We start from the raw sequence: 18,880 nt of genomic DNA, 5'->3' as shown, positions 1-18,880 counted from the left end.
TTCAAAATAAACTAACATATTAATTAGCAATTTATTAACAATGAATTGTTAGAAAAAAAATATAACAAAAATATTTCGGCACTATAAAAATCTAAATTTACATAACTCTAACTTAACTTGTTAATATGAAAAGAAATCTGACCCTTATTTTTTCAATACTTTGCTTAGGTATTGTATATGCACAACAACCTAATTACAAACGCATTATAATTAATTCCCCTACCCATGATGTCATACATACATTAAGTGATTTAGGTATGGATTTATCTTGTGGAGCCTTGATCAATAGTCAAGGGCTACAGTTAGAACTCTCTGAATATGAACTAAAAAATTTAAAAAATAAGGGTATTACCTATAATGTGCTTATTAATGATCTTACTAAGTTTTATGCCGATAGAGCTACGAAAAATCTCCCAACGGCTATTAAAGAACTTGAATCGCAAAAAACAAGTCTAAATGCAAAAGCCGGTTTTGGTAAAAGTAGTGTCTCTAATATTCTTTTCGATAATATAGGACAATATAATGGCTGTGATGAAATCAATTGGCCAACACCTACCAATTTCAAACTTGGTAGTATGGGAGGCTGTTTTACTGTCTCTGAGGCTCTGGCAGAACTCGACCTTATGCGATCTCTATATCCTAACATCATATCCGTAAAGACAGATGCCTCTCCTACCCAACAAACTACGTTAGAAGGAAGAACCACATACTATGTTCGTATATCTGATAATCCCGATATCGATGAACCTAATGAGCCTGAAACACTCTATACTGGAATGACACACTCCAGAGAGCTGTCCAGCCTTATGAACCTAATGTACTACATGTGGTATATTCTAGAAAACTACGGATCTGATCCTGCTATTACTAGCTTGGTTAACAACCAAGAACTCTATTTTATTCCTATTGTAAACTCTGATGGTCTTGCATATAATGAAGCTATAGCTCCTAATGGTGGCGGACTACAACGTAAAAACAGAAATATTTATGGAGGTAGTTGTGGTACAACATCAGAAGGTGTAGACCTTAATAGAAACTTTGGGTACTATTGGGGTAACGGTGGATCATCAACTAATGTATGTAGCGAGATCTATAGAGGACCTTCGTTCTTTTCTGAAAATGAATCACAAATTGTTAGAGATTTCTTTCTAGATCACGACTTTAAATTAGTACTTAACCACCACTCCTTTAAAAATGCTATGCTACATGGTTATGCGGGAGTAGATCCTGCCACGCTAGATCTTGCAGGGGTGGATAGACGTGAAGATGAATTTGCCAAGTATAACCATGACATGACTCATTTTAACCGGTATGCCTATGGACCCAGTACACAGATTAGTGCTCTGAACAGCGGAAATATGAACGACTGGATGATGGGACCTGCTGTAGCGGGTTCTACAGGAGGACCTGGTGCTGGAAAAGATACCATGGCTTGGACTCCTGAGAATGGAGGTGGCTCTGAAGCCGGATCTACTGGTAGTGGCTTTTGGCCTGACCCGCTTCTTATTGATGATATAGCTCGCAGAGCTATGAGAGCCAATTTCCTAGCGGCTTACTTTAGTGGTAAATATGCTAAAATTATTGATTTAACATCTTCTAACGTAACGTCTTTGAACGGAAACTTCAACTTTGGCATTGAGTATCTAGGTCAAACCGATAGTGATTTTACACTGACTCTCACTCCTATATCCTCTAATATCATCTCATTGACAAATCCTCCTGCTCAGTCTGGAATGATTACTCTTGAGCAACGTAACGTATCTGTTCCTTTTACACTAGACGGAAGCATACAACCCAATGATGCTATTGAGTTTAAAGTTGCGTTGAGCAATGACGACGGTATCATATACGAGGCCAACGTAATAAAATATTATACGCCAACCATACTTTTTGAAGATAATGAAGAAACCAATGGCATTGCAAACTGGACAGCATCTGGTGGATCTTGGGGAACTACTAATGACGCCTTTTCTGGAACAGTGGCTATTACAGACTCTCCTTCTGGTGCATATAACAACAATGAAAGCAAAACACTACAACTAAATAATGCCATCAGTACTAATGGACTGATACAAACTGTTATTCAGTATAACGCCAAGTGGGATCTAGAACGTAGTTTTGATTATGTACAAATTGAAGCTTCTACCAACGGATCTACTTGGACACCGCTCTGTGGCACCTATACCAAACCAGGTGCGCCTAACGAAAACAATACCTATTCGGGTAAAAGCTCTACAAACAATAACTTCCAACCTGATGGTGAACAGCTTTATGATGGCGATACACAAGACAAATGGGTTATGGAGGAAATCGTTATATCTGCCTCAGAAAATAGTTCATTCTTTAACCAAGCTAACGTTTTTCTTAGGTTTAGCTTCAATACTGATTCTACAAACAATCAGGACAGCTACACAACGACTTTCGATGGCTTTGTATTCGATGACTTTAGAATCATAACCAATTCAACTAATATCCCACAAACTATTACCTTCGACTCTATTAGTGATAAGTTTACAACCGATGCCCCGTTCCAAGTGAATGCAACGGCTTCCTCTGGGTTGCCTGTTAGCTTCTCCATCGTATCAGGACCTGCTTCGGTATCTGGAAATACCATTACGCTTAATGGTACAACTGGTTTCGTAACCGTTAGGGCAAGTCAATCAGGAAACACCACCTACAACCCTGCTACTGACGTCGAACAATCTTTTGAGGTATTGCCAGCTCCTTGTTTACAACCACCTACCGGGTTAGCAGCTTCAAACATAGCTCCATCGTCAGCAACAATAAGCTGGGATACAGTACAAAACGCCACTTTTAATTACCAATATAGAGAAAGTGGAACTTCGACATGGATAACACAAAACACAACTAGTAATTCTGTGGTATTATCAAACTTAACACCTTCAACGCAATACGAAGTTCAGGTAAATAGTGTTTGCCCAGATACATTGGAGTCATCATATAGTACACCAATAACATTCACAACAGACAGCATTAATTATTGTGTCTCTACTTCTGGAAGCAATAGCAGCGAATATATCGGGAGAGTTCAGTTGAATACTATTGATAATTCATCTGGAGCAACGCTTTATTCAGACTTTACTAATATTTCAACAATCGTTGAAAAAGGCTCCCAATATACGGTTACGATAACTCCAGAATGGACCGGCCGTTCCAGACGCGAAGGCTATGGTGTTTGGATAGATTATAATTATGATGGCGACTTTAATGATTCGGGTGAGCAAATACTGTCTCAGAGCCCTACTAAAAGTAGTCAAATAAGCACTAGTTTCACAGTACCGCAATCTGCTGCCGAAACTTCTTTCAGAATGCGAGTAAGCATGAAATACAACGGAACACCAACCGCTTGTGAATCTTTTAGTGACGGAGAAGTAGAAGATTACACGATTACAATTGAAAGTACAGGACCAGATGTAACACCTCCTTCGGCACCAACTGGTTTAGCTGCGAATAACACAACAGATTCTACAACGGATATATCATGGAATGCCTCTACAGATAATGTAGGCGTTACAGGATACGACATCTATCAAGATAGCAATTTTTTAATCAATGTCTCTGGCACATCTTACCAAGTTAATGGATTAAGTGCAAGCACACCTTATTCGTTTTACGTTATTGCAAAAGACGCAGCAGGTAATTCATCTGCACAAAGTAATACAGCAAATATTACTACCCAAGCCCCACCAGATACTGAGGCTCCAAGTGCACCTGCAAATTTAGTTGCGAGTAATACTACTTTTAACTCAACAGATTTATCTTGGACAGCACCAACAGATAATGTGGGTGTTACTGGGTATGATGTTTATCAAGATGGAAGTTTTATTGGCAATACGGCTTCCACAAATTATGCCGTTACTAGCTTGAGCTCTTCAACCTCCTATTCATTTTATGTAATTGCAAGAGACGCAGCCGGCAATAGTTCTGTACAAAGTAATTCTGTAAATGTTACCACAGATGAATTTATAGATACCAATCCACCTACTATTCCAACAGAGCTAGCAGCTTCTAATATTACGGATAACAGTATTGATTTAAGTTGGAATGCTTCAACAGATAATGTTGGGGTTACAGGATATGATATTTATCAAGATTCCACTTTCTTAATAAATGTTTCAGGCACTAATTACCAAGTTACTAGTTTGTCAGAAAGCACCAATTATACATTCTATGTAATCGCAAGAGATGCCGCTGGTAATAGTTCTGAGCTAAGCAATTCTATTTCACCTACCACTTTAGCTGCACCAACTTGTAATGACGGCATTCAAAATGGAGACGAATCAGGAATTGATTGTGGCGGTTCTGTATGCCCTACTTGCCCTCCAAGTGACACTATTTTACACGAAGGATATTTTGAAACCGGATTTGATGGATGGACTGAAGGCGGAAAAGATGTTTTCTATTATTCTGGAAGTTTTTCTTATGAAGGTGTGTCATCAATTAAATTAAGAGATTCTGGGATATCATCATCTATTAGCTCTCCTTTATTTAATTTATCCCAATTTGACCAAGTAGAATTTAACTTTTATTTGTATGCTAATGGTATGGAATCTGGTGATGGTGTTTTATTACAATATAATGATGGCTCTGGATGGATCACAGTAGTTAACTGGATTAACGGATCTGATTTTAATGATAATATATTCTTTAATGCTGTTTTTAACTTAGATAGTTCCCAATACAATTTAGTAAACAATGGTCAGTTTAGAATTCAATGTAATGCAAATGCTAAAAATGATAATGTTTATATAGATCAGGTTATAATTACAGGAAGAGTAAATAACTCAACCGGAAAAACTAGTATCAGTAAATCTGACCTTTCTGATAGCACCAAACCTGTTGATGATTTTATTATATACCCCAACCCAGTTGAAGGTATATTAAGAGTTAAATTCAAAAATGAATCTATCTATTCATACCGAATAATAAATACTATAGGTAAAATTGTAAAACATGGGGAAAGCATCACTAAAGACATTATTGTTAATGATTTAGAAAGCGGACTTTACTTTATTAATGTTTATAATGAGAAAGAATCTTTATCAAAAAAGTTTATAAAAAGATAAACTTTAAAAAATAATATACAACGAAAAAGGCCTCGATTAATTCGAGACCTTTTTGCTTTATAAACCTATCAAAACAGTTTTTATTATAAGATAAATATCACCTAGATATTGAACAAAATGATTAGAAACACGCTATATATTGATCTTCGGAGAATCTAATAAACTTAAATAAAAAGAGCCACAAAATACATCTAGGGTTTTCTTTTTTATTGTATTTCATCGATTTTTTTAAGCTTTTTGTCGATTATATTAATTTTTTTATTATATTCGGACAAGCTATCGATATAGCTATTAAGCTATTAACCATAAACAAAGGAATTAAAAGTAAATTCAATTCTAAATTCTTAAAGAGCGTTTTAGTAAAGCAATAGTAGTTAGTTTTAGTTTGTTTAGTTAGTTTGAATTAGTTAATGTAGAATCCCAAATCTACCAAAAATCTTTACTATTACTTATGAGCCCTGAAATTCAGGGCTCTTTTTTATTTTAATTTTGAGATTAAATCTTGTAAAGAGACTTTATATTGCTCTCCTAAAGTCATATCTTTTAAAGTATAGGTGCTAGACGTTATTTCCTCCTCGCCTACTAAAACAACAAATGGAATATTACGCCTATTGGCATGTGTCATTTGCTTTTTCATTTTAGCAGCTTCTGGATATAATTCGGCATTAATACCAGCTTCACGTAACACCTTAATGGCTTTTAAACTAAAAAGCGCCTCCTTATCTCCAAAATTGATAAATAGCACCTCAACACTTTTATTTACTGTTTCAGGAAATAAATTCAGTTCTTCTAAAACCAGATAAATACGATCTAAACCAAAACTAATACCAACGCCACTCATATCTTTCATTCCAAAAATTCCAGTTAAATCGTCATAGCGTCCACCGCCTCCTATGGAACCTATTTTTACTTCTTGGGGTGCTGATACTTCAAAAATAGCACCTGTATAATAGTTTAAACCACGAGCTAAGGTAACATCTAACTGCAAGGTAGCAGTAGTTAATCCTAATTCTGAAATGGCTAGATTTATAAACGCTAGTTCTTCAATGCCTTTTAAACCATCTTTGGAAGTTGCTAAAATAGTTCTTAAACTCTCCATTTGAGATTCAAAAGAGCCAGATAATGAGAACAACGGCTGTAATTTAGAGATTCCGTCTTGAGAAATTCCTTTAGAAAGCATTTCTTCTTTTACCTTCTCCTCTCCTATTTTATCAAGTTTATCTAATGCAACTGTAAAATCAATTAGCTTATTGGAAGCACCAATGACTTCGGCAATTCCAGATAAGATCTTACGATTATTAATTTTAATCGTAACGCCTTCAAGTTTTAAGGCCTTAAAAACTGTATCGTATAATTGAATAAACTCTACCTCTTGCCAAAGGGAATCACTACCCACTACATCAGCATCACATTGATAAAACTCTCTAAAACGTCCCTTTTGAGGTCTGTCTGCCCTCCAAACAGGTTGTATTTGGTAACGCTTAAATGGGAATTCAATCTCATTTTGGTGTTGTACCACGTAACGCGCAAAAGGAACTGTGAGGTCGTAACGAAGGGCTTTTTCTGAAATACTTGAGGTAAGTTTATTAGAGTCCTTTGTATTATAAGCCTCCGTATTCGCTTTAGATAAATAATCTCCAGAATTCAAAATCTTAAAAATCAAGCGGTCGCCTTCATCACCATATTTACCCATTAAGGTTTCAGAGTTTTCAAAACTTGGTGTTTCAATGGGTTGAAATCCAAAAGTTTCAAAAGCCCCACGAATGGTATTGAAAATATAATTTCGTTTAGCTACTTCAATTGGAGTAAAATCACGTGTTCCTTTAGGTATGCTAGGTTTTTGAGCCATTTAAATTATTTAAAAGTGGATTCCTATATATGCAGGAATGACAAAATATTTAGAATTCAAACAAAAATACTGTTTTCAATTTTTCAAATCAATATATCAACAAATAAAGGCACCTACTTAATTAATCAAGTTATCAAAATACTTAAATAATTCGCCTTTGGTTATGATGGCACCTTGCTCAATCATTTTAAATTTATCTAAGTTTTTATCTTCAGAGTATTCCTTATGAGCTTGTAAAAATTCAACATTTTCATCCATTAAATTGTCTCGCAACCAATTATAACCCTCTGTTGTATTAATATCTATATCATGCTTTACATTAACAACAATGGCTTGCATATTGTCTTCGCCCAATTTAAACAGATACATATGTTTAGCAGATATATGTTCTAAATACTCTGCAGTATTTAAAACGCCTTCCCAAATTAAATCACTAAAAACATCTAATTCTGTTTCGGCCAATTCGGGTTTATTCTCTTTTAAATTTTTCCATTCCTCTGCAGTTATGGATTGTGTTGCCAAAAAGTTAATAAACTCTTGGTGTAATTCTACAAACTGTTCTTTGGTAAGTCTACTATACTTCATTTTATAAACAAATTATAATAAAAAAACCGTTTAGAGGTCTCTAAACGGTTTTTAAATATTCTAAATCTGAAATTATTTAGCTTGTGCTATAACTTCAAATGGTAAATCAACAGATACTTCTCTGTGTAAACGTATAATGGCACTATATTTACCTAAACGTTTCACATTTCCACCAATTACATTGATGAATTTTTTATCTATTTCTTGTCCTTCTTTTTCTAAAGCTGCTGCCACATCAATATTATTGACAGAACCGAATAATTTATCTCCAGTACCAACTTTAGAAGCTATTTTAATTTCTAATCCTTTTAATACTTCTGCAACTGCATTAGCATCATCGATGATTTTCTTTTCTTTAAAAGCTCTTTGTTTTAAGTTTTCTGCCAATACTTTTTTAGCAGAAACTGTAGCCAAAATAGCTTTTCCTGTAGGAATTAAAAAGTTTCTACCGTAACCATTCTTAACTGTTACAACATCGTCTTTAAATCCTAAATTTTCAACGTCTTGTTTTAATATAAGTTCCATTGTTATCGGTATTTTACTTTAATAAATCTGCTACGTATGGCATTAAAGCTAAGTGACGTGCTCTTTTAACTGCTACAGACACTTTTCTTTGGTACTTTAATGAAGTTCCTGTTAAACGTCTTGGTAAAATTTTACCTTGTTCGTTTACAAACTTTAATAAGAAATCTGGGTCTTTATAATCTATATACTTAATCCCAGATTTTTTGAAACGACAATACTTCTTTTGTTTATTTGTATCAATGTTAAGCGGAGTTAAATATCTTATTTCTCCATCTTTTTTTCCTTTTGCTTGTTGATCTATTGATGCCATAATTAAGCTTTTTGTTTAAGTTTTTCTCTTCGTCTTTCTGCCCATGCTACAGCATGTTTATCTAACTTAACCGTTAAATAACGCATAAAACGCTCATCACGTCTAAACTCTAATTCTAGGTCACCAATTACTTCACCAGCAACAGTGTACTCAAATAAGTGATAAAAACCACTTTTCTTGTTTTGAATTGGGTAAGCCAACTTCTTAAGGCCCCAATCTTCTTTAGCTATCATCTTAGCTCCGTTAGAAACAAGAAAATCTTCGTATTTCTTTACTGTTTCCTTTATCTGATCTTCAGATAAAACGGGATTTAAGATGAAAACAGTTTCATAATGATTCATAAAAATCTATTTAATTGTTAAAAATTGGCTGCAAAATTAGTTAAATATTTCATATATTGCAAGCATAACCCTAACAATTACTATGCGTTTTTAAAATGTTAAATTTTTGTTAAATAACGCATTTTATCGATGATTTTTGGTTTTTAACCGAATTTTTCGTACTATTGTCGATATCTTAACCGAAATAATAAAATGTTATGACTTTAAACTGTGTAGTAGTAGACGACTCAGCGATACAAAGGCTCTCTATTGTTAAATTAGTTGAAAATCACCCTTCGCTTAATTTAATAGCAGAGTATAGTAGTGCTTTAGAGACGAAAAATGGTTTAAATACGCACCAAGTGGATCTTATCTTTTTAGACATTGAAATGCCTGTTCTAAACGGATTTGAACTACTAGACGTATTAAACAAGAAACCTCAAATTATTTTTGTGACCGGTAAAACCGAATATGCGTTTAAGGCATTTAATTATGATGCTACCGATTATTTACACAAACCAATTACAAGAGAACGCTTTAACGTTTCTGTAGAAAAAGCCCTTGAGCAACATAGATTAACTCAGGACTTCAACGAAGAAGAAGGCGAACACATATTTGTGAAGAGCAATCTTAAAAAACGTAAGGTTTATATCAAAGACATTAAATGGATAGAGGCTTTGGGTGATTATGTTAAATTGGTTACCGAAGAAACAAGCTTAGTTGTATTATCTACAATGAAAGCTTTTGAAGCCGAACTACCTGAAGGCAAATTTTTAAGAATACACAAATCTTACATTGTAAATCTTGATAAGATTGATAGATTTAACAGTAAAAATGTTGAAGTGGGCGCTTATGAAATTCCTTTAAGTAGAAACAAAAAGACGCAATTGGTTGACGCTTTAAATAACATTTAGAAACTTGCTTTTTAAACTGAACTTGTTTCAGTTTCTCTTAAAGCAACTAGATTCAAATGAAACTAAAGTGAGATTCCCATTTTTATTGGAATGGTTTTATCTAGAAATTTGAAAAATGAATTTTCATTCAACTAAAAGTTATCGACATTTAAAATTACTTTAACCGACCGAAAATCTTTTATACTCAAGAAGCTATTGTTTATTTTAACGATAGCTTCTTTTGTTTTTGAAAGCGATTGTTTCTTAGGTATTTTAACCAAAATATTTTTATGAAACTGATTCCTTATTCTTCCTATGGGCGGTGATTCAGGACCCAAAACAGCATCACCAAAAAAATGTCTTAAAGACTTTGCAAACCATATGGAAGCAGTTTCTACTTTATTGTAATCTTTATGTTTTAATGTAATTTTTATCTGCTTATAAATCGGTGGATATTTATAATTATATCGGTCGTTCATTTGTTCATTAAACATATTGATATAATTATTGGTTGATACTTGTTGTAAAATGGTATGATATGGGTTATAAGTTTGAATTAAAACCTTCCCACGCTCTTCTGTGCGTCCTGCCCTACCGGATACCTGCACCATTAACTGGAAACTGCGCTCATGCGCTCTAAAATCAGGGAAATTTAACATATTATCAGCATTCATAATTCCCACCAACTTTACGTTTCTAAAATCTAAACCTTTTGTGAGCATTTGCGTACCTACCAGAATATCTATTTCTTCTTGCTCTAAGGCAGTTATTATTTTTTCATACCCATATTTTCCCCGTGTGGTATCTAAATCCATTCTGGCAACTTTAGCATTAGGAAATAGCAATTTCACTTCCTCTTCAATTTGCTCTGTTCCAAAACCTTTGCTATCTAAATCAGGACTTCCGCAGGCCATACAATCTTGTAACATAGCCATATTATAGCCACAATAATGACAACGCAATTGGCTCCTGTATCGATGATAGGTTAAACTTACATCACAATTTGGGCATTGAGGTGAATGCCCACAAGTATTACACTCAACTATAGGAGAAAAACCCCTCCTATTTTGAAATAGAATCACCTGTTGCTTGTTATTTAGCACCTCGGTTATTTCCTCAATAAGCCTATCACTAAAATGCCCGGTCATACGTTTACGCTTATGCTTATCCTTAATATCCACAAGTTCAATATCTGGCATTAAAACGTTATTATATCTATGTGTTAACTCAACAAAACCATATTTATCTTGTTTTGCATTAAAATAACTTTCTAAACTAGGGGTAGCAGATCCCAACAAGGTTTTTGCCTTATGAATACTGGCTAAAACCACTGCTGTATCTCTTGCATGATATCGAGGTGCAGGGTCAAACTGCTTGAAAGACTGCTCATGTTCTTCATCAACAATTATAAGCCCTAAATTATTAAAGGGTAAAAAAACAGATGATCGTGCGCCCAATACAATTTTAGCCTTTGAAGCACTGCTAAGAACGTTATTCCAAACTTCAACCCGTTCTTGGGTAGAATATTTAGAATGAAAAATAGCCACCTGCTCTCCAAAATAAGTCTGCAACCTATTAACCAATTGCGTTGTTAATGCTATTTCAGGTAATAGATACAATACCTGTTTTCCTTCAGCAATAATATTCTCAATAAGCTTTACATAAATTTCGGTTTTGCCAGATGATGTCACACCGTGAAGTAAGGTTACGTTGTGCTTATTAAAACTTCCCCGTATCTCCGTTAAAGCAGTTTCTTGATGATTATTCAAGTTTTTAGAAGCTTCACTATCTGTACCATTATATTGAACCCTATCTGTTTGAATATAGTATTCCTCTAAAATACCTTTGTCTAACAATGCCTTTATGGTTTGTGAGGACGCCTTACTTTCAATACTTAAATCTGTAACCTTAACCGGTTTTCGTGTCGTAGCTGAAAGTGAAAACAGGGTCATGATGACCTCTCGTTGTTTGGGTGCCCTACTCAAATTTTCTAACAAACTCTGTAACCCCTTTTCGGTAGAAAAATTTGATTGTAATTTTACGTATCGAACCAACTTTGGTTTATACTTTTCATAAACTTCCTCATCAACGGTGATAGCCTCTTTTTCAATAAGCCTTTTAATTACTGGTAGCACATTCTTTGTATCAAGAATATTTGAAATATCATGAATCTTTAAAGACGATTGATGATGCAATGCTTCATAAATTAAAAACTCATCATCCTTTAAAATAGATTCATCTATTTCTTTTATAAAGTTTTTAGTAACCACCGTTTCGCTTTCTAAAATAAAAGCCGATGGTAAAGCAGCTCGCATAACATCACCTAAGGTACACATATAATAGTTGGAAATCCACTGCCATAATTCTAGCTGAATTTTATTGACAATAGGAGTTTCATCTAAAATCTGATGAACTTCTTTGGCTTCATAAGCCGTTGGAGCATTATTATGAATGTTAAATACTAAACCAGTATAAATTTTAGATTTTCCAAACGGAACAGCTACCCGTATACCGGCTTTTAAAAAACTGGCCTCTGATGGTGTTATGCTGTAGGTGAATAACTTTTGAAGCGGAATGGGAAGTATTACATCAATAAAATACAGCATAAACTAGCAACTTTTACGTAGTTTATTCAAAGAAGCATTTAACTCATATCCTAACAATAGGATATTGGCGTTCAACCATAGATAAAATAGTAGAATTAACAAGGCGCCAATAGAACCATAAAGCTTATTGTACTGGCCAAAGTTTTCAATATAAATACCAAACAAATAAGAGGACAACATAATAAGTAGGGTGGTAAAAAGTGCTCCTATTGAAAAGAATTTTGAATGCTTTCCTTCATGGGTTCCAAAGTAATATAAAGTAGCGGTGGCCAAATAAACCATAATTATAAAAAAGAAATACTGCGCAAAATTAGCCCAAAACACATTTTGGGAATCTACCTCTAATACCTCCAACAAACCTTGTACCACGTATATTTGAAAATACCCTAAAAAAGCAATGGTGAGGATTAGTAAGAATGCTAATATTAATGCAATACCTAGTGCGTACATGTATTGTTTGAACACATTTCTAGTCAATTGTTCGTGATATGAATTTTCAAACCCAGAAAACACGGCATTAACACCATTTGCCATTAAGGCAATGGATAATACAAAAACAGACGATAATAAGCCTCCTCTTTGAGATTGGTCAATATTCTCAAAAATATTATGAATAAAAAAATCCGAAGTATTGGGTGGCAAAAACGATTCTAAAAAACCCAAAAAATCTGTTTTAAATCCCTCAACCGGAATATAAGGAATGATAAAAAGTACAAAAAGCAAAAACGGAAACAGCGCCATAAAAAAACTAAAAGCAATGGCACTGGCACGGGTTGTTAAAGCTCCTTTTGCAATGCCAATAATATACAGTTCCAATAAATCATATAAAGATAAACCTTCTAAGCCCGGAAGTTTAATTTTTTTGAGAAACCTCACCAAGACATTTATAACTGGAATTTTTTCTAGTTTGTCTTCAATGGGTTTAGTCATAAATAAATTGCATTAAAAAGATAACACAAAGTTATTAAATATGACCTTAGTAAAATAACGAAAAGAAACTATTTTATAGCTTTTAAACTTAAATCCATGTTGTGAACCGAATGTGTTAATGCCCCACAGGAAATAAAGTTTACACCACACTCGGCATAGTGTCTTATGGTATCTTCATTTATGTTACCAGAAGATTCTGTTAAGCACTTATCTCCAATCATTTTTACCGCCTTTCTAGTATCTTCATAATCAAAATTATCAAGTAAAATTCGGTAAACGCCATCGTTTCTTAAAATCTCTTCAACCTCACTCAAATCTCGAGCCTCAACCATAATATTTAAGTTCTTACCAGTTTCTCTTAAGTATAGCTTACTTGTTTCAATAGCTTTGGTAATCCCCCCTGCAAAGTCTATATGATTATCCTTGAGCATTATCATATCATATAAAGCAAACCTATGATTTTCACCACCACCAATTTTCACTGCCCACTTTTCAAGGACCCTAATTCCTGGTGTGGTTTTTCTGGTATCTAAAATTTTAGTATTTGTTCCTTTAATAAGGTTTACAAAATGCCTTGTTTTAGTAGCAATGGCACTCATACGCTGCATAGAGTTCAAAACAGTACGCTCAGCTTTTAAAATTGATTGTGATGGTCCTTCAATATACATGACTACATCTCCATAAGTAACCTCTTCACCATCTTCAATACGAACATCTAATCTCAGATTTTTATCAACGTAAGCAAAAATTTTCTTTGCAAAATTAACACCACCAATAATACCTTTATCCTTTACTAATATTTTAGCCTTTCCTCTGGCATTCTCTGGGATACAGGCTAAGGAACTATGATCGCCATCTCCAACATCTTCCCTAATAGCATTAGCAATAATGGCTCTTACCTCTTGATCAAACTGCTCTTGTGTAATCATATTTTTTTGTTGGTTTGCGACAAAAATAATAAATAGATTTGCTTTTTTAAATTTTAGATTTATGAATTTGCTATTTATTTTAGTTTTAAATAAAAATTTCGCAACTACAAATACTTAATTTTGATTTTATGACGATAAAACTTATTGCCATTGGTAAAACAGATAATAATGAATTACAGCTCCTTATTAGCCAGTATATCAAAAGGCTAGGCTTTTATATTAAGTTTTCTTTTGAAATAATCCCTGATTTAAGAAATGCTAAAAATTTAAGTGAGGAACAACAAAAACAAAAAGAAGGCGAACTTATTTTAAACAAAACCAGCAAGTCTGACACACTAATTCTGTTAGATGAAAAAGGCAAGCAATTTAGTTCTTTAGTGTTTTCAGAATACCTTCAAAAACATATGAACTCTGGTATTAAACAACTAGTTTTTGTTATTGGAGGTCCTTACGGGTTTTCAGAAGCTCTTTACCAAAGGGCAAACAGTAAATTATCATTATCAAAAATGACTTTTTCACATCAAATGGTTAGGCTATTCTTTATTGAACAACTTTACAGAGGTTTTACCATTTTAAAAAATGAACCTTATCACCATCAGTAAAAACATAATAGTGATAAGGTTGCTTTAAAAAATATTTAATAATTAATGACTACTAAAAACTTGCTTACGCTTTTTTAGTTGTATTTCTAAATCCTTTATGGTTTTCTTTACGGCCTCTTCGTATTGATCTTCATTAGAACTAGCAAAAATTCTAGGCCCAGGAGCACTTAATTCAATTTTACATATTTTACCTTTTTCTTTGGCGTTTAGCTCTACTTCAAAATGAACCTCAGCTTTAATAATCCAATCGTATTTTTTGTGAAGATTGTTTAGTTTTTCGGTTACGTAGGTGTTCATAGCATCACTATTGCCAATATGAACGTATTGAATGTTTATATTCATAGTCATTTTCAATTTGATTCAACAATATTATAAAATTAAAATTCTTTGTAAATAAATCAAGTGATATTTATCATTTTAAACAAACATTAGAGTGAATTAATATGAAACTCTAATTGAAGTCCTGTAATGAGGTTTACTCCCTATTTTATATTTAGTGTTATATATATCAATTCTTTTGTAGTTCGTTTCAAAAATTTCTTTGTAATACTCCAAACCTTCTGTAGATTTTACATAATGACACAGTTCTTGATTACTGCCTTTTACCTTACCATAGATAGTTATCAAATATTCAGCCTCAGATTTTGCGCTATCAAATTGAGAAGAATAAACTATTCTATCGACTAAAACTTCAGAGCCTTTGAAAAAAATATTTTCATAGTTGGCGTTAGTTTGTTTTCTGTTTTGAGCCTGGAGATTTACTAATCCAAAAACAATAAACAACAAAACAATTAATTTTTTCATAACTATAAATTTTATTTTTGCTTTGTATTCCATAAAACTAATTAAAAAAAGTTAATGAGGCTAAAAGGCATTTATTTAAAATGAATAAACTCGTATTTGCAACCAATAATTTAAATAAACTTAAAGAAGTACAAGCTTTAATTCCACAAGACATCAAACTTTTAAGTTTAAAAGATATTGGCTGTTTTGAAGATATTCCAGAAACCAAAGATACCATTGAGGGTAATGCAATTCAAAAAGCAGAATATATAAAAACAAACTATGGCTATGATTGTTTTGCAGATGATACCGGATTAGAGGTTGATACCTTAAACGGAGCGCCTGGGGTATATTCCGCACGATACGCTGGTGAACAACGCAATTCTGAAGATAACACAAAAAAACTTCTAAAAGAGTTAAAAAATAAAGACAACAGAAATGCTCAGTTTAAAACGGTTATTGCTTTGATTACTAACAATGAATTAAAAACATTCACAGGTATTTGTAAGGGTGTTATTACCAAAATAAAACTAGGTGAAAAAGGATTTGGATATGATCCCATTTTTAAGCCTAATGGATACAAAGAGACTTTTGCTCAAATGGATTTAAACTTAAAAAACAGCATTGGTCACCGTGGGAAAGCGGTTCAAAAACTTATAGATTTTTTAAATTCTTAAACCCAGTATTACAAGCAATACAAAAAACAGTCTTCTTGTTGGCTGTTACTATTCTTTATATTACTTTTAATCTATGATGACAGCCCAAGAGATTGAAATAGAAAATGCAGCCATCACTAAAGCCTACAAGGAACTTTTAAAGGTAAGTTATACCACGCTTTCTGATGATGATAAAAAACTTATAAGAAGTGCTTTTGAAGTCGCTATGGATGGTCATAAAGACCAGCGCAGAAAATCTGGTGAGGCTTATATTTTCCATCCCTTGGCTGTGGCAAAAATTGTAGCTCAAGAAATTGGTTTAGATGGCACTTCTATTGCAGCTGCACTTCTGCATGATGTGGTTGAAGATAGCCCCGATTACACCATTGAAGATATAAGAAAACGTTTTGGGGAAACCGTAGCCACTATTGTTGATGGGCTCACTAAAATCTCATCAATGAGTAAAGAAAAAGACATGGATGTGTCTTTACAAGCAGAAAATTTCCGTAAAATGCTGTTAACACTTAATGATGATGTTCGGGTTATCATTATTAAAATTGCAGATAGGCTTCACAACATGCAAACAATGGACTCCATGCGTCCAGATAAGCAAGAAAAAATAGCCTCGGAAACACTTTATATTTATGCTCCTTTAGCTCATAGGATTGGGCTTTACAATATTAAAACAGAGCTTGAAGATTTAGGCCTCAAATACACAGACCCTGATGTTTATTTTGACATTTTAGGAAAAATCAAAGAAAGCAAAGAAGAGCAAGACGAATACATCAATCAGTTTAGTAGTGTCATTAAAAAATCTTTAGATAAAGAAAACTTTAAGTATACCATTAAAGGACGACCAAAATCTATTTTTTCAATAAGAAAAAAGATGAGGAGCCAAGGCGTATCTTTTGATGAAGTTTATGATAAATTTGCTATTAGAATTATTTATGAAAGTGACTTAGAAAATGAGAAATTCTTTGCTTGGAAAATCTATTCTATAGTTACAGACCACTTCAGACCCAACCCCATTAGATTACGTGATTGGATTTCATCTCCAAAGTCTACAGGATATGAAGCATTACATATAACTGTAATGGGCCCTAAAGGACGTTGGGTTGAAGTACAGATTAGGAGTGAACGCATGAATGAAATAGCTGAAAAAGGTTATGCCGCTCATTATAAATATAAACAAGGTAAAGAAAAAGAAGATAACTTAGATACTTGGATTAATAGACTTCAAGAGGCTCTTGAAAACCCTGAAACTAATGCGGTTGACTTTGTAGAGCAGTTCAAATTAAATCTTTATTCAAAAGAAATATTTGTATTTACTCCTAGAGGCGATTTAAAATCGTTACCAAAAGGAGCTACCGCATTAGACTTTGCGTTTAGTATTCATACCGAAGTTGGCATGAAAACCAGAGGTGCCAAAGTTAATGGTAAATTAGTACCACTTAGCCACGAGCTAAAAAGCGGTGACCAAGTTGATATTTTAACTTCTGACACTACAAAACCAAACCCAAACTGGTTAGACTATACTACTACTGCCAGAGCTAGAAGTAAAATTAAATCATCACTTCGTGAAGACAAAAAACGTATAGGTGAGGAAGGCAAAGAAATTCTTAGAAGAAAACTTAAACAACTAAAAATTACACTTAATGAATCTTCTGTAAATGAGTTAGTAAACTATTTTAAACTAAAAACTAGTTTAGATTTGTTTTATAGGGTTGGCATTGGCACCATAGATAATACCATGCTTAAAAACTTTGCTACCTCCAGAAGCAATGCCTTGATGAGTTTTATAAAAAGTAAAATAAAGCGTAAGGCTAACGTTAGTAAAGAAGAAATTGAAAGAGAAGAAGTCACAGCTAACTATGATTCGCTTGTTTTTGGTAAAGATGAAGAAAAACTAGATTATAAACTATCTAATTGCTGTAACCCAATACCAGGAGACCAAGTATTTGGATTTTTAACGGTTTCAGATGGTATTAAAGTTCACAAAAAAAACTGCCCTAATGCCTTAAGTTTACAATCTAACTATGCTTATAGAATTATGCCTGCCAAATGGGTTGATTCATCACAAACCGAATTTTTAGCAAAAATTCGTGTATCAGGAATTGATCATATAGGTCTTGTAAACGAGATAACTCAGGTAATTTCATCTAACATGCATGTTAATATGAAAAGTCTAAATTTTGAAAGCAATGATGGGCTTTTTTCAGGAAAAATCAATCTTATCATAAAAAACAATACCATTATAAAAAAGCTTATTGAAAAACTTAAAAAAATTAATGGTATCGATAAAGTTACCAGATTATAAAAAAGGTGTAAATTTGCCACTAAATTATGAGTGCAAAGGTAGATACTAAAAATCAAGAAATAGTTAAAAGCGTTTTTACTAGCTTTTTAGAGACAAAAGGTCACAGAAAAACTCCAGAACGCTATGCTATACTGCAAGAAATCTATAACAATAATGATCATTTTGATATAGAATCTCTGTATCTAAATATGAAAAACAAAAAGTATAGAGTATCTCGTGCCACACTCTATAATACCATAGAATTACTTCTGGAATGCGGTTTGGTGAGAAAGCACCAATTTGGTCAGAACCAAGCGCATTATGAAAAATCTTATTTTGATAAACAGCACGACCATGTAATTCTAACCGATACCGGCGAAGTTATAGAATTTTGCGACCCTAGAATTCAATCAATCAAAAAAACAATTGAAGAAGTTTTCGATATCGAAATCAACAACCACTCACTTTATTTTTACGGAAATAGAAAATCAACCAAATAACTAATTTTT

At 33.4% G+C, this 18,880-nt stretch carries 16 protein-coding genes; 6 read left to right on the top strand and 10 right to left on the bottom strand.

Annotated features, from left to right (window positions below; genetic code table 11):
* Nucleotides 1-125 precede the first annotated feature (125 nt).
* Nucleotides 126-5,087, top strand: coding sequence for a M14 family zinc carboxypeptidase (locus DFQ02_RS10250; protein ID WP_116524334.1), 4,962 nt, complete (start codon nucleotides 126-128; stop codon nucleotides 5,085-5,087).
* 478 nt (nucleotides 5,088-5,565) lie between these two features.
* Here the strand turns inward: DFQ02_RS10250 and hisS are convergent, their stop codons facing one another.
* The 5 genes from hisS to rpsF form a co-directional block, all read right to left on the bottom strand.
* Nucleotides 5,566-6,936 carry a histidine--tRNA ligase gene (gene hisS, locus DFQ02_RS10245; protein WP_116524333.1) on the bottom strand — a complete coding sequence of 457 codons (1,371 nt, stop codon included), beginning with the start codon at nucleotides 6,934-6,936 and terminating at the stop codon, nucleotides 5,566-5,568.
* Nucleotides 6,937-7,053: 117 nt separating this feature from the next.
* Nucleotides 7,054-7,521, bottom strand: a complete 468-nt coding sequence (locus tag DFQ02_RS10240; RefSeq protein ID WP_116524332.1) for a DUF6495 family protein — start codon at nucleotides 7,519-7,521, stop codon at nucleotides 7,054-7,056.
* A 72-nt stretch (nucleotides 7,522-7,593) separates the two neighbouring features.
* On the bottom strand, nucleotides 7,594-8,046 hold the full coding sequence (gene rplI, locus DFQ02_RS10235) for a 50S ribosomal protein L9 (protein ID WP_116524331.1): 453 nt from the start codon (nucleotides 8,044-8,046) through the stop codon (nucleotides 7,594-7,596).
* Nucleotides 8,047-8,059: 13 nt separating this feature from the next.
* Nucleotides 8,060-8,356 (bottom strand): 30S ribosomal protein S18, encoded by a 297-nt coding sequence (gene rpsR / locus DFQ02_RS10230; RefSeq protein ID WP_116524330.1) that lies wholly within the window; start codon nucleotides 8,354-8,356, stop codon nucleotides 8,060-8,062.
* Nucleotides 8,357-8,358: 2 nt separating this feature from the next.
* Entirely contained in the window at nucleotides 8,359-8,697 is a 339-nt protein-coding gene (gene rpsF, locus DFQ02_RS10225) for a 30S ribosomal protein S6 (protein ID WP_116524329.1), read from the bottom strand.
* A gap of 197 nt (nucleotides 8,698-8,894) precedes the next feature.
* Between rpsF and DFQ02_RS10220 the strand changes: the two genes are divergently transcribed.
* On the top strand, nucleotides 8,895-9,590 hold the full coding sequence (locus tag DFQ02_RS10220) for a LytR/AlgR family response regulator transcription factor (RefSeq protein WP_116524328.1): 696 nt from the start codon (nucleotides 8,895-8,897) through the stop codon (nucleotides 9,588-9,590).
* Nucleotides 9,591-9,721: 131 nt separating this feature from the next.
* Here the strand turns inward: DFQ02_RS10220 and priA are convergent, their stop codons facing one another.
* From priA to nadC, 3 genes are all read right to left on the bottom strand, one after another.
* A complete protein-coding gene (gene priA / locus DFQ02_RS10215) occupies nucleotides 9,722-12,175 on the bottom strand; it encodes a replication restart helicase PriA (protein ID WP_116524327.1) in 2,454 nt (817 codons plus the stop codon).
* 3 nt (nucleotides 12,176-12,178) lie between these two features.
* Nucleotides 12,179-13,105, bottom strand: a complete 927-nt coding sequence (locus DFQ02_RS10210; protein WP_116524326.1) for a YihY/virulence factor BrkB family protein — start codon at nucleotides 13,103-13,105, stop codon at nucleotides 12,179-12,181.
* 68 nt (nucleotides 13,106-13,173) lie between these two features.
* Nucleotides 13,174-14,034 carry a carboxylating nicotinate-nucleotide diphosphorylase gene (gene nadC, locus DFQ02_RS10205; protein WP_116524325.1) on the bottom strand — a complete coding sequence of 287 codons (861 nt, stop codon included), beginning with the start codon at nucleotides 14,032-14,034 and terminating at the stop codon, nucleotides 13,174-13,176.
* A 128-nt stretch (nucleotides 14,035-14,162) separates the two neighbouring features.
* On the opposite strand from nadC, the gene rlmH reads away from it, so the two are divergent.
* Complete coding sequence (gene rlmH / locus DFQ02_RS10200) at nucleotides 14,163-14,636, top strand: 23S rRNA (pseudouridine(1915)-N(3))-methyltransferase RlmH (protein WP_116524324.1); 474 nt, start codon at nucleotides 14,163-14,165, stop codon at nucleotides 14,634-14,636.
* A gap of 42 nt (nucleotides 14,637-14,678) precedes the next feature.
* On the opposite strand, the gene hpf is transcribed toward rlmH, so the two are convergent.
* The gene (gene hpf / locus DFQ02_RS10195) at nucleotides 14,679-14,978 is read right to left on the bottom strand and encodes a ribosome hibernation-promoting factor, HPF/YfiA family (RefSeq protein ID WP_116524356.1); all 300 of its coding nucleotides are present in this window, start codon (nucleotides 14,976-14,978) and stop codon (nucleotides 14,679-14,681) included.
* A gap of 96 nt (nucleotides 14,979-15,074) precedes the next feature.
* The gene (locus tag DFQ02_RS10190; protein ID WP_147297755.1) at nucleotides 15,075-15,440 is read right to left on the bottom strand and encodes a hypothetical protein; all 366 of its coding nucleotides are present in this window, start codon (nucleotides 15,438-15,440) and stop codon (nucleotides 15,075-15,077) included.
* 80 nt (nucleotides 15,441-15,520) lie between these two features.
* Here DFQ02_RS10190 and DFQ02_RS10185 point away from each other — a divergent pair, with 80 nt between their 5' ends.
* The 3 genes from DFQ02_RS10185 (at nucleotide 15,521) to DFQ02_RS10175 (ending at nucleotide 18,871) form a co-directional block, all read left to right on the top strand.
* On the top strand, nucleotides 15,521-16,096 hold the full coding sequence (locus DFQ02_RS10185) for a non-canonical purine NTP diphosphatase (RefSeq protein WP_116524322.1): 576 nt from the start codon (nucleotides 15,521-15,523) through the stop codon (nucleotides 16,094-16,096).
* 76 nt (nucleotides 16,097-16,172) lie between these two features.
* Nucleotides 16,173-18,392, top strand: a complete 2,220-nt coding sequence (locus DFQ02_RS10180) for a RelA/SpoT family protein (protein WP_116524321.1) — start codon at nucleotides 16,173-16,175, stop codon at nucleotides 18,390-18,392.
* Nucleotides 18,393-18,418: 26 nt separating this feature from the next.
* The gene (locus DFQ02_RS10175; protein WP_116524320.1) at nucleotides 18,419-18,871 is read left to right on the top strand and encodes a Fur family transcriptional regulator; all 453 of its coding nucleotides are present in this window, start codon (nucleotides 18,419-18,421) and stop codon (nucleotides 18,869-18,871) included.
* Nucleotides 18,872-18,880 lie beyond the last annotated feature (9 nt).

Origin of the sequence: Seonamhaeicola aphaedonensis (genome assembly GCF_003386195.1) — a bacterium.
Lineage (GTDB): Bacteria > Bacteroidota > Bacteroidia > Flavobacteriales > Flavobacteriaceae > Seonamhaeicola > Seonamhaeicola aphaedonensis.
The sequence above is the reverse complement of the archived record's forward strand: the minus strand, read 5'-3'. Positions and strand labels throughout refer to the sequence as shown.

What these genes read in the sequence shown, in the direction of transcription:
- DFQ02_RS10185 (WP_116524322.1), top strand. Translation starts at nt 15,521, where the DNA reads ATGAATAAACTCGTATTTGCAACCAATAATTTAAATAAACTTAAAGAA.
- DFQ02_RS10240 (WP_116524332.1), bottom strand. Translation starts at nt 7,521, where the DNA reads ATGAAGTATAGTAGACTTACCAAAGAACAGTTTGTAGAATTACACCAA.
- DFQ02_RS10180 (WP_116524321.1), top strand. Translation starts at nt 16,173, where the DNA reads ATGACAGCCCAAGAGATTGAAATAGAAAATGCAGCCATCACTAAAGCC.
- rpsF (WP_116524329.1), bottom strand. Translation starts at nt 8,697, where the DNA reads ATGAATCATTATGAAACTGTTTTCATCTTAAATCCCGTTTTATCTGAA.
- hisS (WP_116524333.1), bottom strand. Translation starts at nt 6,936, where the DNA reads ATGGCTCAAAAACCTAGCATACCTAAAGGAACACGTGATTTTACTCCA.
- DFQ02_RS10250 (WP_116524334.1), top strand. Translation starts at nt 126, where the DNA reads ATGAAAAGAAATCTGACCCTTATTTTTTCAATACTTTGCTTAGGTATT.
- rpsR (WP_116524330.1), bottom strand. Translation starts at nt 8,356, where the DNA reads ATGGCATCAATAGATCAACAAGCAAAAGGAAAAAAAGATGGAGAAATA.
- DFQ02_RS10210 (WP_116524326.1), bottom strand. Translation starts at nt 13,105, where the DNA reads ATGACTAAACCCATTGAAGACAAACTAGAAAAAATTCCAGTTATAAAT.
- hpf (WP_116524356.1), bottom strand. Translation starts at nt 14,978, where the DNA reads ATGAATATAAACATTCAATACGTTCATATTGGCAATAGTGATGCTATG.
- rlmH (WP_116524324.1), top strand. Translation starts at nt 14,163, where the DNA reads ATGACGATAAAACTTATTGCCATTGGTAAAACAGATAATAATGAATTA.
- DFQ02_RS10220 (WP_116524328.1), top strand. Translation starts at nt 8,895, where the DNA reads ATGACTTTAAACTGTGTAGTAGTAGACGACTCAGCGATACAAAGGCTC.
- rplI (WP_116524331.1), bottom strand. Translation starts at nt 8,046, where the DNA reads ATGGAACTTATATTAAAACAAGACGTTGAAAATTTAGGATTTAAAGAC.
- DFQ02_RS10175 (WP_116524320.1), top strand. Translation starts at nt 18,419, where the DNA reads ATGAGTGCAAAGGTAGATACTAAAAATCAAGAAATAGTTAAAAGCGTT.
- nadC (WP_116524325.1), bottom strand. Translation starts at nt 14,034, where the DNA reads ATGATTACACAAGAGCAGTTTGATCAAGAGGTAAGAGCCATTATTGCT.
- priA (WP_116524327.1), bottom strand. Translation starts at nt 12,175, where the DNA reads ATGCTGTATTTTATTGATGTAATACTTCCCATTCCGCTTCAAAAGTTA.
- DFQ02_RS10190 (WP_147297755.1), bottom strand. Translation starts at nt 15,440, where the DNA reads ATGAAAAAATTAATTGTTTTGTTGTTTATTGTTTTTGGATTAGTAAAT.